Source organism: Vibrio crassostreae 9ZC13 (assembly GCF_000272045.2).
GTDB lineage: Bacteria > Pseudomonadota > Gammaproteobacteria > Enterobacterales > Vibrionaceae > Vibrio > Vibrio crassostreae_C.
The window spans coordinates 90364-105420 of sequence record NZ_AJYZ02000041.1; the positions used below are offsets into that span (position 1 = coordinate 90364).

A 15057-nucleotide genomic window follows, 5' to 3' on the forward strand; every position below is an offset into this window, starting at 1 on the left:
ATTATTAAAAAAGCCTCGTTTATACGAGGCTTTTTTTATGTCTGCTGTAAATTTGTTGCGACAATGTTAAATTTGTTCGTTGTTTAACTTGTTGTATTTAAAGTAGTTCTTGATTGCTTCTTTGTTATTCCACCTTTCTCATATCAATTCCCAGAAAAGCCCCGTTTAAGTCACAGTTTAAATATCTAAAAATGACGTATTTGACAGATTTATGTGATCTGATAGGCGAATAATTAACCTTATGTGTGCGTTATCCGTAACAGAACCTTAAACAAAATTGACAAACTTTTACCAATCGAGATAATCCATGGGTCGGGATCACTATTCGCTGAAATCCTGTACGTATGTCAGGATGACGAAGAAAGGAAGCAACATGACTAATATTGGAAGCCTGCTAGGAGATGCGGCGACTCTAATGATAACGGGGATGTCCGTTGTCTTTATTTTCCTAACTATTCTAGTTTACCTCGTTCGGTTGATGTCAAAACTGGTACCAGAAGAAGTACCAGAGCCGATCGCAGCACCTAAAAAAATTCAAAAATCACAATCAAACCCTTCAGCTGTTAGTCCACAGGTAGTGGCTGCAATTTCGGCCGCGGTTCATCAATACCGTGCGTCTACTGCTAAGTAGTATTTAAAGGATTAAAAAGGAGTTTATGAGCATGTCTAAACCACTAGCTATCACAGATGTGGTACTTCGTGACGCGCACCAGTCACTATTTGCTACTCGTATGCGTATCGAAGATATGCTGCCAATTGCGGCAGAACTGGATAAAGTCGGTTACTGGTCACTTGAGACTTGGGGCGGCGCGACGTTTGATTCGTGTATCCGTTTTCTTGGCGAGGATCCATGGGAGCGTTTGCGTGAGCTGAAAAAAGCGATGCCAAACACACCAATGCAGATGCTACTGCGTGGTCAAAACCTATTGGGCTACCGTCACTACGCGGATGATGTAGTAGAAAAATTTGTTGAACGTGCCCATAAAAACGGCATGGACGTATTCCGTATCTTTGATGCGATGAATGACGTGCGTAACTTTGAAAAAGCAGTGAAAGCAACGATCGACGTTGGTGGCCACGCTCAAGGTACGTTGTCTTACACAACCAGTCCGGTCCACAATTCAGATACTTGGGTTGATTTGGCTAAGCGCCTAGAGGACCTAGGTTGTCACTCACTATGTATCAAAGATATGTCAGGTTTATTAAAGCCGTATGAAGCAGAAGAGCTGATTACACGTATCAAAGCATCGTGTGACGTTCCTCTAGCACTGCATAGCCACGCGACAACTGGTCTATCGACTGCAACAGCGGTTAAAGCCGTTGAAGCGGGTATCGACATTCTAGATACCGCTATTTCTTCAATGAGCTGTACTTACGGTCATACGCCAACCGAAACGGTTGTTGCGATGTTAGAAGGTACAGAGCGCGACACGAATCTTAAACTAGACCAAATCGAACCCATCGCGGCTTACTTCCGTGATGTACGTAAAAAGTACGCGAAATGGGAAGGTCAGCTAAAAGGTGTCGATTCTCGCATCTTAATCGCTCAAGTTCCTGGCGGAATGTTAACTAACATGGAAGGCCAGCTTAAAGAGCAAGGCGCCGCCGATCGCATGGATGAAGTTCTAGAAGAGATCCCACGCGTACGTAAAGAGCTTGGTTACATTCCTTTAGTAACACCAACTTCTCAGATTGTCGGTACTCAAGCGGTTATTAACGTCTTAACGGGCGAACGCTATAAGAGCATCACGAAAGAGACTGCTGGTCTACTGAAAGGTGAATACGGTCAAGCTCCTGCTGAAGTGGATGCTGAACTGCAAGCGAAAGTTCTAGACGGTGCAGAGCCGATTACTTGTCGTCCTGCTGATTTACTTAAGTCTGAAATGGATACGTTAACGACGGATCTGTTAGAGAAAGCGAAATCAGAGGGTATCTCTCTAGCTGAAGATACGGTTGATGATGTACTGACTTACGCGCTCTTCCCACAAGTGGGTCTTAAGTTCCTTAAGAACCGTCGTAATCCTGAAGCATTTGAACCTGCACCAACGCTAGAAGTTGCGGCTCCAGTTGCTGCAGCTCCTGTACAAGCTTCTGGTGGTATTGAAAGCTACAGCGTGAAGGTTGATGGTCAAGTTTACGATGTTGAAGTTGGCCCACAAGGTGAACTGACATCGGTGGCGCCATCTGCAAAACCTGCTCAGGCTTCACCAGTAGCAGCGTCTGACGCTGAAGCGGTTCCAGCTCCATTGGCGGGTAACATCTTTAAAGTAAACGTTCAGGCGGGTACTGAGGTTTCTGAAGGCGACGTTCTACTAATCCTAGAAGCGATGAAGATGGAAACGGAAGTTCGTGCTGCTCGTGGTGGTATCGTTCAAGAATTGAATGTTAAAGAAGGCGATGCAGTTACTGTAGGCGCTCCACTACTAAGCTTAGCGTAAGGGAGTACCATGGAAGGATTGATGACCTTATGGTCTGAAACAGGGATTGCGAACTTTGAGTTCGGCCAGATCTGTATGATGCTGGTTGGTTGCTTACTGTTGTTTTTGGCAATTCGTAAAGGATTTGAACCGTTACTTCTACTGCCTATTGGTTTTGGTGCTGTATTAGCAAACATTCCAAATGCTGGGTTTACTGATCCAGGTGGTTTGCTCTACTACGTCTACTACATTGGTATTGAGACAGGTATTTTCCCACTGCTGATCTTTATGGGTGTTGGTGCGATGACGGACTTCGGTGCGTTGATTGCGAACCCTAAAACGTTGTGGCTAGGGGCTGCGGCTCAGTTTGGTATCTTCGCGACGCTATTTGGCGCGATCTTGCTGAACTACGTTCCAGGAATGGAGTTCTCGATGGCCGATGCTTCGTCAATTGCGATCATTGGTGGTGCCGATGGCCCAACTGCGATCTTCTTGGCAAGCAAGTTATCTCCGGATCTTTTAGGTGCCATTGCAGTAGCGGCTTATAGCTACATGGCTTTGGTTCCTATCATTCAGCCACCAATCATGAAAGCGTTAACGTCTCCTGAAGAGCGCAAAATTAAGATGGCTCAACTTCGTCACGTTAGCAAAGCCGAGAAGATTCTTTTCCCGCTTGCTGTACTACTGATGACGATTTTGTTCCTACCTTCAGCAACACCTCTAGTTGGTATGTTCTGTTTGGGTAACTTAATGCGTGAAGCGGGTGTGGTTGATCGCCTTTCAAAAACAGCTCAAAACGAACTGATTAACGTTGTAACTATTTTCCTAGGTCTAGGGGTTGGTTCTAAGCTTCAAGCGGATACGTTCTTGAACTTAGAAACACTGGGTATTCTAGGTTTAGGTGCGGTCGCGTTCAGTATCGGTACGGCGGGTGGTGTATTGATGGCTAAGGTGTTGAACCGATTCTCGAAAGAGGACATCAACCCACTGATTGGCGCAGCTGGCGTATCGGCGGTTCCAATGGCGGCACGTGTTGTGAACAAGGTTGGTCTTGAGGCAAACCCTCAGAACTTCTTATTGATGCATGCAATGGGTCCGAACGTAGCCGGTGTACTTGGTAGTGCGGTTGCGGCGGGCATTCTATTAGCTCTCGTGGGCTAGTGGATTTGCTGGGTCATGTATCGTTACGTTAATTGGTCGTCAATTTACGAATGAGCGGTTAACTTAGCCTTATTAAATGGTTTATAGTCAAAGGGATGCTTTCGCATCCCTTTCTTTTTATTAATTAGGGTGCTTGCTCACTAGGGCTTTTATCAATCAAGGAAATGTGGAATGGAAAATAAACAGATTGCGATTACTCAATTCGGCGGCGTCGAAAACCTAAGTATTCAAACCAGTGCGATCCCTGAGCCTAAGGCTGGAGAAGTGGTGGTTAAAGTTTCCTTTTCAGGCATTAATCCGATTGATGTCAAAACCCGAGCGGGTCTTGGTTGGGCGGCAGCACAAAACAAAGATAACCTGCCTTGGGTGCCTGGCTACGATATTTCAGGGCAAATTGTCTCGCTAGGCGAACAGGCTGAACGCTTTACTATTGGTGATAACGTGGCTGGCTTTATTGGTTTTCCACTGCAAGGTGGCGGTTACAGCCAATATGTGTGTGTTCCAGAAGCTGCATTAAGTATGGTTCCTGATTCTGTCACTCTAGAAGCGGCAGCTGCATTACCACTTGCGAGTCAAACAGCGGCACAAGCGCTCAACAAAGCCGAAGTGAAAGAAGGCGACCGCGTGCTTATTTTAGCGGGCGCGGGCGGCGTTGGTCACCTTGCGGTTCAAATTGCAGTGGCAGCAAAAGCTGAGGTTTACACAACCTGCAGCGAAGCCAATCTTGATTACCTTGCGACGCTAGGTGCTCACGCGATTAACTATAAGTTTGCACCAGCATCAGAAAGAGTATCTGATGTCGATGTGTTGATTGATTTGGTCGGTGGCGATACCGCGCTTGATGCATTGAAGTGCCTAAAAGATGGCGCGCGAGTAGTGACAGTACCGACTCTATCTGCAGAACTTATCTGTGAGAAAGCAACACTATTAGGTTTTACTGCATCAGGCATGCTGGTTGAACCAAACCCTGAGCAAATGGACACCATGCTTTACATGGTCAGTGTCGGATTGCTCAAAACAGAAATTCAAGGTATCTACCAGTTAGACGAGGCGCAGTCGGCGCACCTGCAGGTTGAAACCGGACACACCAGAGGCAAGGTGCTACTTAAAATGCAAGAAAGTTGATAGGCAGTGTTAGAATTTTTTAACTCCCTTTTTGAAAATATCGCGCTGTGGTTCTCGGACTCGGCGCTGTGGGTACTCTTCATCAGTGGCTTCTTGAGTGCCACGTTACTACCCGGTGGTTCAGAAGCTAGCCTTGTGGCTGCATTGAGCTTAGATCAGTTTTCAACCTCATCGATCATTCTGGTGGCGACATTAGGCAATACCTTAGGCGGCCTGACTAACTATTGGATTGGTTTGTGGTTGCCTAATCGAACTCAATCTGAAAAGCATGGTCATAAGGCTATGGCTTGGCTGAGTCGCTATGGCTACTGGACACTGTTATTTAGTTGGTTACCGATCATTGGTGACCCTTTGTGTCTCGCTGCGGGTTGGCTAAGAATGAAATTCATCCCTAGCGTTATTTTGATAGCGATTGGCAAAGCCGCTCGCTATAGCTTACTTGCTGCTATTTACTTCGGTTTTTTCTAAGGAGAACCTATGAAAAAGGTTTTACTTGGTACATTTTCTCTTATCGCCATTGCTGGCTGTTCTTACAATGTACCTAGCTCAACGCCCTTCTTTTCCTCGTTACCTGAAGGTGTCACTCTGTTAGAAGAGGTTAAGCCCTCTAAAGATAAAGTAGTGATTCCTTACACCAAGTATCAGCTTGAAAACGGTCTGACAGTTATTCTTTCCCCTGATGATTCCGATCCGTTGGTGCATGTTGATGTAACTTATCACGTCGGTTCAGCACGTGAAGAGATAGGCAAGTCGGGATTTGCTCACTTCTTTGAGCACATGATGTTCCAGGGTTCAGAGAACGTTGGTGACCAACAGCACTTTAAGATCATTACCGAAGCGGGTGGCTCGTTAAACGGCACGACCAACCGTGACCGCACCAACTATTTTGAAACTGTTCCTTCTAACCAACTTGAGAAAATGTTGTGGTTAGAATCAGACCGAATGGGCTTCTTGTTGGATGCTGTTTCTCAGAAGAAATTTGAGGTTCAAAGAGGCACGGTCAAGAACGAGCGAGCGCAGAGCTACGAAAATCGTCCTTACGGCTTGATGTGGGAACGCATGGGCGAAGCGCTTTACCCTGAAGGTCACCCTTACTCTTGGCAACCAATCGGCTATGTTGAAGATCTTGACCGTGTTGACGTGAATGATCTTAAAGCGTTCTTCCTGCGTTGGTACGGCCCAAACAATGCCGTGTTAACGATTGGTGGTGATATCGACGTTGATGACACGCTAGAATGGGTTAACAAGTACTTTGGTTCAATTCCTCAAGGCCCTGAAGTGAAGGCGGCAGAGAAGCAACCTGCTGTTCTAACAGAAGATAAATACATCACCTTAGAAGACAATATTCGTCAGCCGATGGTGCTGGTGGGGTGGCCAACAACGTATCGCGGTGAAGAGACGCAAGCTTCACTGAATGCATTGTCTAACGTGTTAGGTTCAGGTACCAACAGTTACCTATATCAAAACCTCGTAAAAACGCAGAAGGCCGTCAGCGCTGGCTCTTTCCATGATTGTGCTGAGTTGGCGTGTACCATGTACGTGTATGCAATGGGCAACTCAGGTGAAAAAGGCGATTTGACGGTTCTCAATAAAGAGCTGATGGATACCCTGGAGCAATTCTCGAAAGAGGGCGTTGAGCAAGAGCGTTTAGACCAGATCACTGGCATGGCCGAAGCGAATGCTGTTTTTGCATTGCAAAGCGTTAAAGGTAAGGTGTCGCAACTCGCGTCGAACCAAACCTTCTATGGTCAGCCTGATCGCATTGAATCACAACTCGATCAAATCCGAGCGGTGACGCCTGAGAGCGTGAGCAAGGCATACCAAGATTTCATCGAAGGTAAGCACAAGGTTACCTTGAGTGTGGTTCCTAAGAAAAAGCTCGATTTGGCGGTTCGTGAAGCGACCTTTACCACGCCACCACGTACGTTGCCGGAATACAGCAAGGTGACGGAAGATCAACTGGATTTCAGAAAGGCACCGGATACCTTTGATCGCAGTGTGATGCCAGAAGTGAACTTTGGTGTTGAGGCGACCATGCCTGAGTTGTACCGCATGCACTTTGCAAATGGCACTGACTTAATTGGTACCGTGACCAGTGAAACGCCGACAGTACAGCTGCAAATTCAATTGCCTGCAGGCGAACGCTATGTTCGTAAAGGGCAAGAAGGCCTAGCGAACCTAACGGCTTCGATGATGGAAGAAGGCTCAACTAAACGAACCGTTGAAGAGTTACAAGCGACCTTAGATAAACTTGGTAGCAGCGTGAGCATTAGTGCGGGCAGCTACACCACAGATATTTCAGTCTCGACGCTAGAGAAAAACTTGCCTCAAACCTTAGCGATTGTGCAAGAGGTTCTATTCGATCCTAAGTTCGATGAGCAAGATTTTGAGCGCGTTAAGAAACAGATGCTAGAAGGCGTTGTGTATCAGCATCAGCAGCCAAGTTGGATGGCTTCTCAAGCAACCCGTGAAGTGCTGTTTGGTGACACTGTTTTTGCTCGTGCAAGTGATGGTACTAAGGAATCTCTATCGAAATTGACCTTAGACGATGTGAAAAAATTCTATGCGCAACATTACACACCAGAAGGTGCCAATATTGTTGTTGTGGGAGACATCTCGAAGAAAGAGGTAGGGAAACAGCTACAATTCTTTGAAGAGTGGCAAGGCGATGCGGCACCATTAACGCGTCCACAGATCGTCAAAGAGCTTTCTGGTCAGCACCTGTACTTAGTCGATAAACCGGGTGCGCCGCAAAGCATTGTTCGCTTGGTTCGTAAAGGCCTGCCGTTTGATGCAACGGGTGAATTGTATTTGAGCCAGTTAGCTAACTTTAACTTAGCGGGCAACTTCAATAGCCGTATCAACCAGAACCTACGTGAAGACAAAGCCTACACTTACGGTGCAAGCGGTTACTTCGCAAGTACTCGTGAAACTGGCGCAGTGGTATTTAGCGCGCAGGTAAGGGCGAATGCGACGGTTCCATCGATTCAAGAGTTTATTAATGAGCTGAATGAGTTTAGCCAAAGTGGATTAACTGACGAAGAGGTGAAATTTATGCGCCTTGCCGTCGGTCAACAAGATGCACTTAAATACGAAACGCCAAGTCAAAAGGCGGGGTTGTTGAGTAATATTGTTGCATTGAGCCTTGATGAAGATTACCTACAACAGCGTAATCAGATAGTTGAAACGGTTTCAAAAGAGACCTTAAACGAGCTATCTAAGAAATGGTTTGACCCGAATGATTATCAAATAATCGTTGTTGGTGACGCGACTTCGCTTCGCCCGCAATTAGAAAAGTTAGATATTCCAATAGAAGAGCTTGAAATCATTCGTTAGAGTACACATTAAAGGGGGAGGGAAGAGACTCTACTTTTCTCCTCCAACCTAATTTATGATAGTTCTAATCAGAACAATATAAGATAAGTGAACTGAATTTTGACTGATTTTGCTGCGCGACTAAAGCAAGTTGCAACCAACCCTAAGACCTTCTCTCAATTTGGTCGTGGTGTTGAAAGGGAAACATTACGCTACACGGAAGATGGGCACCTTGCTACTGGGCCGCACCCTGAGGCTTTGGGATCTGCGTTGATGAACGAATGGGTAACGACCGATTTCTCTGAGTCGCTACTGGAATTTATCACGCCTGTTTCTAACGACGTTCCGACGCTTTTGAATCAGTTGTCTGATATCCACCACTTCACGCAAACCAAGTTAGACGGCGAAAAACTATGGCCGCTTTCTATGCCTTGTTACGTTGGCAGTGAAGATTACATTCAGCTAGCGCAATACGGCACCTCGAATAACGGTAAGATGAAGACCCTATATCGTGAAGGCCTAAAACGTCGTTACGGTAGCCTGATGCAGATTATCTCTGGTGTTCACTTCAACTTCTCTTTCCCAGAAAGCTTTTGGGATAGCCTGTTTGGAGAGCAAACTGAAGAAGCGCGTTGTGAATCTAAGTCAGATGCTTACTTTGGTTTGATTCGTAACTACTACCGCTTTGGTTGGTTAATCCCATACTTCTTCGGTGCTTCACCTGCGCTATGTTCTTCTTTCATCAAAGGAAGAGAGACAAACCTGCCTTTTGAAAAGATTGGCGAGACACTGTATCTGCCAAAAGCAACGGCACTGCGCCTGAGCGACCTTGGCTACACGAACAGTGCGCAAAGTGTGTTGAAGATTGGTTTCAACAGCCTAGACCAATACCTTGAAGGTTTGAATCAAGCGATTCGCACACCATCAGAAGAATTTGCCGAGATTGGCACTAAGGTTGATGGTGAATACCGTCAGTTGAATAGCAACGTACTGCAAATTGAAAATGAGCTTTACGCTCCAATCCGCCCTAAGCGTGTGGCGAAGAGTGGTGAGAAACCATCTGAAGCATTGGCACGCGGTGGTGTTGAGTACATTGAGGTTCGTTCTTTAGATGTAAACCCATTCAGCTCAATTGGTATCAATGAGCAGCAGGTTCGCTTCCTAGACTTATTCCTAACGTGGAGTGTGCTAACGGACTCTGCTGAGATGGATAACTGCGAGCTTGAATGCTGGCGCGATAACTGGAACAAGGTGATCCTACAAGGTCGTCAGGTTGGTCTAGAGCTGCAAATCGGTTGTCATGGTGAGCGATTGTCTCTGCAAGATTGGGCGAAGCGTGTCTTCAAAGATCTGCGCTCTATTGCCGAGATGATGGACGCTGAACAAGGTGGTCGTGCATACCAAGAAACATGCGATACGCTTGAGGCTTGGATTGATAACCCTGAGCTAACTATTTCTGGCCAGTTGCTAGAAGAGACCAAAAAATTGGGCGGCTTAGGTAAAGTGGGTTGCGCGTTAGGTAAAACGTACGCTCAGCAACACAAAGCGCACCAATACAAAGTATATTCAGCTGAGTTGATGGAAGCAGAAGTTCAACGTTCTGTGATTGCTCAGCAACAAAGTGAAGAAGCAAGCACTCAAGATTTTGATAGCTTCTTAGCGGATTATTTTTCGTATTTAAAAGCATAGCGAGACTTTGGTGGAAAGGAAGCAAGCCTTATTAGGTCAGCCTACTCGAGTGAGTAGTAAATGGTTACCTGTAGTGACTGTTGGTGTTGTCTCTAGCCTGTTGGTTGGATGTGCAACGCCACCGCCAAAGCAGCAAGATAATTTGTGTAGCATCTTTCGAGAGCACCCTTCATGGTATGAAGATGCCTTGGATATGCAAGAAGAATGGGGAACGCCGATTAACGTTGCGATGGCTTTTGTGAAACAAGAGAGTAGCTATCGTCATGATGCGCGCCCACCTAAAGATTACATTCTTGGCTTTATACCGTGGGGGCGTGTAAGCAGTGCCTACGGTTATGCACAAGCTCAAGATCCTGCTTGGGAAGACTTCCAAAAGGCGACCAATAACGGTGGTTCAAGAACCAACTTTGATGATGCATTGATGTTCATCGGTTGGTATACCAGCGAGACGCGTCGTCAATTGGGCATCTCACTATGGGACCCATATAACCAATACCTGGCTTATCATGAAGGCCGTGGTGGTTATAAGCGTAAGTCATACAACAGCAAGCCATCGCTAATTAAGGTGGCGCGCAAAGTCGAACAGCAAGCAAAAGATTATGGATGGCAGCTGAAACAGTGCCGCAAAGAACTAGAAGACAATCGAAGCTGGTTTTTCTAAAGCCAGCCGTCATGGAGAAGAGCAATGCCTTTATTAGATAGTTTCACTGTTGATCACACACGCATGAACGCACCTGCCGTTCGTGTTGCTAAAACAATGCAAACCCCAAAAGGGGATACCATCACTGTGTTTGACCTGCGTTTTACTGCGCCAAACAAAGACATCCTATCTGAGAAAGGTATCCATACTCTAGAGCACCTATATGCTGGTTTCATGCGTAATCAATTGAACGGTTCAGATGTAGAGATCATCGATATCTCACCGATGGGCTGTCGCACTGGTTTCTACATGAGCCTGATTGGTACGCCTACAGAACAACAAGTGGCTGACGGTTGGTTGGCAGCGATGCAAGACGTACTGAAAGTTGAGAACCAGAATAAGATCCCTGAGCTGAACGAATACCAATGTGGTACCGCGGCAATGCACTCTTTGGATGAAGCGAAAGAGATCGCGAATGCGATCATCGCTGCAGGCATCTCTGTAAACAAGAATGATGAACTGGCACTGCCAGAGTCTATGCTGCAAGAGCTTAAGATCGACTAGTCATTGATAGCTACCCTAGATAGGGCGAGTTAGATACTAAAAGGCCCGGTTCAATGAACCGGGCCTTTTTCGTCAACGTTGTCCCGTCCTGAAATGTGTTTACACATTGAGGACGAATTATGGCTACTTCAAATAATACCTACGTTAAGCGCACTCAGCGTGATTACACACTAGGCTTTAAATTACAGGTCGTCGCCGCTGTAGAAAGAGGCGATATGACATATAAACAAGCCCAAACCATTTATGGTATCCAAGGCCGTTCAACTGTTTTAACTTGGCTTCGAAAGCACGGTAAGATGAATTGGGCGCAAACTCCAAGGATGAATACCATGCACCAATCAACTAAGCCTAAAGAGTCACCAGCACAGAAAATAAAGCGTCTTGAGAAAGAGCTGGAAGACGAAAAAATCAAGAATCTCTTTTTAAATAGAGTGGTTGATATTCTTGATGCTGAACACGGAACTAGCCTCAGAAAAAAGTATCTCACCAAGGAGCAAGAAGCCTTCAAGAACAAGAAGGAATAAGTTTAGTTCGAGTATGTAAGCTATGCGGGATAACGAGACAAAGCGTTTATCAACGAGAAAAGCGAGCTGTTCATCGCCAGTTGGAACTTAAACCCATCAAACAAATGGTGTTGGATATTAGACGTTATATGCCTCGGGTTGGCACTAGAAAGCTCTACTTTTTACTTAAGCCAAAGTTGCAAGAACAAGGTATCAAGTTAGGTCGGGATGCTCTTTTCAACTACTTACGTGATGAACGGTTATTGGTAAGACCTAAACGTAGTTTTACGAAAACGACAAACAGTAAGCATTGGATGAAAAAACATCCGAACTTATTAAAGAACTACAAACCATGCACTCCAGAGGGTGTGTTAGTAAGTGATATTACCTATATCCAATCAGATGAAGGCATTCACTATCTCTCATTGGTAACTGATGCGTTTAGTCGGAAAATTATGGGCTACGAGCTGAGCAACGAAATGAAGGCGACGGATGTTGTGAAAGCGCTAGATATGGCTATTAAGGGGCGTCAATATCATCGTTCGTGTATCCATCACTCTGATCGTGGTCTCCAGTATTGCTCCGGTGTTTATCAAGATAAGTTGAAAAGTAGCGGCATAAGCCCCTCGATGACAGACGGTTATGACTGCTATCAAAATGCATTAGCAGAGAGAGTAAATGGAATACTGAAACAAGAGTTCTTACTTAATAAGTGTAAAAACCTCAGAGAGCTTAAACAACTAGTAAAAGAGTCTATAAGTACCTATAACAATATGAGGCCGCACCTTAGTCTCAGGATGAAAACTCCAAATGAGGTGCATGAAAAAAGCCAACAGCTGATGCTGTTGGCTTAGTAGAAATACTGTCAACGTATTTTAGGACGAGACACGTATTTTAGGGCGAGACAGAGATTCAGTGATAACTCAGTTAGCCGTTCACGATCTGTGGGAACACGCGAACCAGTTTGATGCGGTTCTCTTCAAGCTCAACAATTTCCATTGGGTGGCTGGCAACCTGAACACTCAGGTGACTCTCAGGAATATCTTCAAGATGTTCCAGTATCAAACCATTCAGCGTTCTTGGGCCATCGGTAGGCAGTGCCCACTGTAAGCCTTTGTTGATATCTCGGATATTGGCACTGCCTTCAATCAAGAAGCTGCCATCGCTTTGCGGAGTAATCTCTTCAGATAAGCTTGGGGTGATTGAGGTGGTAAACTCACCTACGATCTCTTCTAGAATATCTTCTAATGTAACCAAACCATTGATGTCGCCATACTCATCAACAATCAAACCGATGCGCTGCTTATTGCGTTGAAACTTAAGCAGTTGAATATTGAGTGGTGTCGCTTCAGGAATAAAGTAGATCTCATCCGCGGCACGCAACAGGGTTTCTTTATTGAATTCGTTCTTTTCAAGCATCAGACGGTAAGCTTCACGCAGCCTAAGCATGCCGACCACTTCATCTATTTGGTCACGGTACAGCACTACGCGACCATGAGGCGAGTGGGTAAGTTGACGAACGATCGATTTCCAGTCGTCATTGATGTCGATACCAGTAATCTCATTACGCGGCACCATGATGTCGTTCACGGTGACGTGCTCTAAATCCAGAATAGACACCAACATATCTTGGTGACGTTGAGGGATTAAGCTACCGGCTTCATTTACCACGGTTCTAAGCTCTTCGGAGCTCAAGTGGTCGGTTGCATCATGGCTGGCTTTAACGCCTAAGATACGAATGAAGCCGTTGGTAATGAAGTTCACTAAGATCACCAATGGTGATAGCACCTTCATCAGTATCATCAAAAGGATACTACTCGCGTAAGAGACACGTTCAGGAAATAGAGAAGCGATGGTCTTTGGGGTTACCTCGGCGAATACTAGGATCACGAGAGTCAGGGTACCAGTAGCGATAGCCACACCGATATCCCCGTAGATGCGCATACCAAGAATAGTAGCGATCGCAGATGCAAGAATGTTGACGAGATTGTTGCCGATGAGGATGAGGCCAATCAATCTGTCTGGGCGGTTCAGAAGTTTTTCTACACGTTTGGCACCTTTATGACCCGTATTGGCCAAGTGCTTTAAACGGTAGCGGTTCAGGGACATCATGCCCGTTTCGGAACCAGAGAAATAACCAGAAATTACAATGAGACACGCGAGTAGCGCAAATAAGATACCCGTTGATATGTCGTCCAAAACTATTCTTTTCCTATTTGTGTATCTTGATTAATTTATGACCGAACATGGTCGAGATGTCAATTGAATGTATTGCACTCAATATTTTAAAGGCAAGGTATGTGAGACCTTGCCTTTATTTTACAGACTAGTTCAGGATGATTTCCTGGACGAAGCGGCTACCGAAGTAGGCTAATGTGAGCATGCTGGCGCCGGCCAGTGCGAACCAAGTGACTTTCTGTCCACGCCAACCTTTCTGATAGTGACCCCACAGAAGGATGGAGTAGATAACCCAAGCGATAAAAGACAACACAGCCTTGTGTGCCTTTCCTTGAGCAAACATATCTTGCACGAAGATGAGACCCGTTAACAAGGTACCTGTTAATAAGCCATTACCAATCAAAATGATCTTGAAAAGCTGTCTTTCCACCATCATTAAAGGAGGTAGGTTAGGGTTTATCACTAAGGCTTTTTTCTTTTTAAGTTTGTGATCTAGCCACGCAAGTTGCAGGGCGTATAGCGCACCGATAGTTAACGTTGCGTATGAGAATAGAGCCAAAGAGATGTGCACGAGCAGTTTTGGGTCATTCTCTAGATGTTTGATGAAGGTGCTTGGAAGAAAAGTGGCAGCCATCAAGTTCAGCGCAGCGAAGCTATAGACGACGGGTAAGATAAACCACAGACGGGTTTTGAGCATTGCACCGCTCATTACCACAGATATGATTAAACTGATTAATGAAGCAACGTTCAAGATACTGAGGTTTTGGCCACTGGCATTAAAAATCAAATCGCCAAGCAACCAAGCATGGAAAGCTAGAGCAAGTAATGCGCTGATAAACACCGTTTTTACACGGATTCCTGTTTGGTGCACGAGACCTGGAATGATCGTGGAAATCGCCATTGTATAAAGAAAGGCTGCTGCGATCGCAATAAGACTGTCCATGGTATCCATTTTAATGATTACTAATTGGCGAATTATACCTCGCATCGCTCTTTGGGGCTATGGCGAACCTCATTCAATTCCAAGTGAATAATGTCTCACATCACAAGCACGGATGATTAACGCTCTACAACGGGTATGACTCTAATCCGCGCTAATGTATACTCACAGTAATAGTCGCAGTTTTGAGCGAAGAGAAAACTATGTTTGATAATTTAACGGATCGTCTATCCAAAACGCTGAAGAACATCAGCGGTAAAGGTCGTCTGACCGAAGACAATATTAAAGAGACGCTGCGTGAAGTACGTATGGCGCTACTTGAAGCCGACGTTGCACTGCCCGTTGTCCGCGATTTTGTTAAGCGCGTAAAAGAAGGCGCTGTGGGTGTTGAGGTTTCTAAATCTCTAACGCCTGGTCAAGAATTCATTAAGATCGTTCAAGCTGAACTTGAAGCGGTGATGGGTGAGTCTAACGAGGCTCTTAACCTAGCAGCGCAGCCGCCAGCCGTTATCTTAATGGCGGGGG

General features: G+C 45.6%; 13 protein-coding genes. 11 read left to right on the top strand and 2 right to left on the bottom strand.

All coding sequences use genetic code 11. The annotated features are described in order from the left end of the window. Nucleotides 1–373 precede the first annotated feature (373 nt). From A136_RS14900 to A136_RS22330, 10 genes are all read left to right on the top strand, one after another. Nucleotides 374–631 (top strand): oxaloacetate decarboxylase subunit gamma, encoded by a 258-nt coding sequence (locus A136_RS14900; protein WP_004741884.1) that lies wholly within the window; start codon nt 374–376, stop codon nt 629–631. Between the two features lie 31 nt (nt 632–662). Continuing rightward, on the top strand, nt 663–2438 hold the full coding sequence (oadA, locus tag A136_RS14905; RefSeq protein WP_017063225.1) for a sodium-extruding oxaloacetate decarboxylase subunit alpha: 1776 nt from the start codon (nt 663–665) through the stop codon (nt 2436–2438). Between the two features lie 9 nt (nt 2439–2447). After that, a complete protein-coding gene (locus A136_RS14910) occupies nt 2448–3578 on the top strand; it encodes a sodium ion-translocating decarboxylase subunit beta (RefSeq protein ID WP_019825842.1) in 1131 nt (376 codons plus the stop codon). A 171-nt stretch (nt 3579–3749) separates the two neighbouring features. Further along, the gene (locus tag A136_RS14915) at nt 3750–4703 is read left to right on the top strand and encodes an NADP-dependent oxidoreductase (RefSeq protein ID WP_017063227.1); all 954 of its coding nucleotides are present in this window, start codon (nt 3750–3752) and stop codon (nt 4701–4703) included. Nucleotides 4704–4709: 6 nt separating this feature from the next. Then, nucleotides 4710–5171 carry a YqaA family protein gene (locus A136_RS14920; protein ID WP_017059555.1) on the top strand — a complete coding sequence of 154 codons (462 nt, stop codon included), beginning with the start codon at nt 4710–4712 and terminating at the stop codon, nt 5169–5171. 9 nt (nt 5172–5180) lie between these two features. Further along, nucleotides 5181–8039 carry a M16 family metallopeptidase gene (locus tag A136_RS14925; protein ID WP_017063228.1) on the top strand — a complete coding sequence of 953 codons (2859 nt, stop codon included), beginning with the start codon at nt 5181–5183 and terminating at the stop codon, nt 8037–8039. Between the two features lie 99 nt (nt 8040–8138). Beyond that, on the top strand, nt 8139–9707 hold the full coding sequence (gene gshA / locus A136_RS14930) for a glutamate--cysteine ligase (protein ID WP_017063229.1): 1569 nt from the start codon (nt 8139–8141) through the stop codon (nt 9705–9707). 10 nt (nt 9708–9717) lie between these two features. Next, complete coding sequence (locus tag A136_RS14935) at nt 9718–10368, top strand: hypothetical protein (RefSeq protein ID WP_017629422.1); 651 nt, start codon at nt 9718–9720, stop codon at nt 10366–10368. 24 nt (nt 10369–10392) lie between these two features. Then, nucleotides 10393–10911, top strand: a complete 519-nt coding sequence (luxS, locus tag A136_RS14940) for an S-ribosylhomocysteine lyase (RefSeq protein ID WP_017056597.1) — start codon at nt 10393–10395, stop codon at nt 10909–10911. A gap of 119 nt (nt 10912–11030) precedes the next feature. Next, nucleotides 11031–12268 (top strand): IS3 family transposase gene (locus tag A136_RS22330; RefSeq protein WP_141707892.1). Its coding sequence is split into 2 segments (ribosomal slippage): nt 11031–11403 and nt 11403–12268, totalling 1239 coding nucleotides; the frame shifts between segments, so codons are not numbered across the junction. Nucleotides 12269–12341: 73 nt separating this feature from the next. Here A136_RS22330 and A136_RS14955 read toward each other — a convergent pair. Both A136_RS14955 and A136_RS14960 read right to left on the bottom strand, forming a co-directional pair. Beyond that, nucleotides 12342–13613: an HlyC/CorC family transporter gene (locus A136_RS14955; protein WP_017063233.1), complete on the bottom strand. Its 1272-nt coding sequence runs from the start codon at nt 13611–13613 to the stop codon at nt 12342–12344. 127 nt (nt 13614–13740) lie between these two features. Next, on the bottom strand, nt 13741–14535 hold the full coding sequence (locus A136_RS14960) for a cytochrome C assembly family protein (protein ID WP_019825854.1): 795 nt from the start codon (nt 14533–14535) through the stop codon (nt 13741–13743). Between the two features lie 200 nt (nt 14536–14735). Between A136_RS14960 and A136_RS14965 the strand changes: the two genes are divergently transcribed. Beyond that, nucleotides 14736–15057, top strand: a 322-nt coding sequence (locus tag A136_RS14965; protein WP_032546779.1) for a signal recognition particle receptor subunit alpha, incomplete at its 3' end; no start/stop codon positions are given.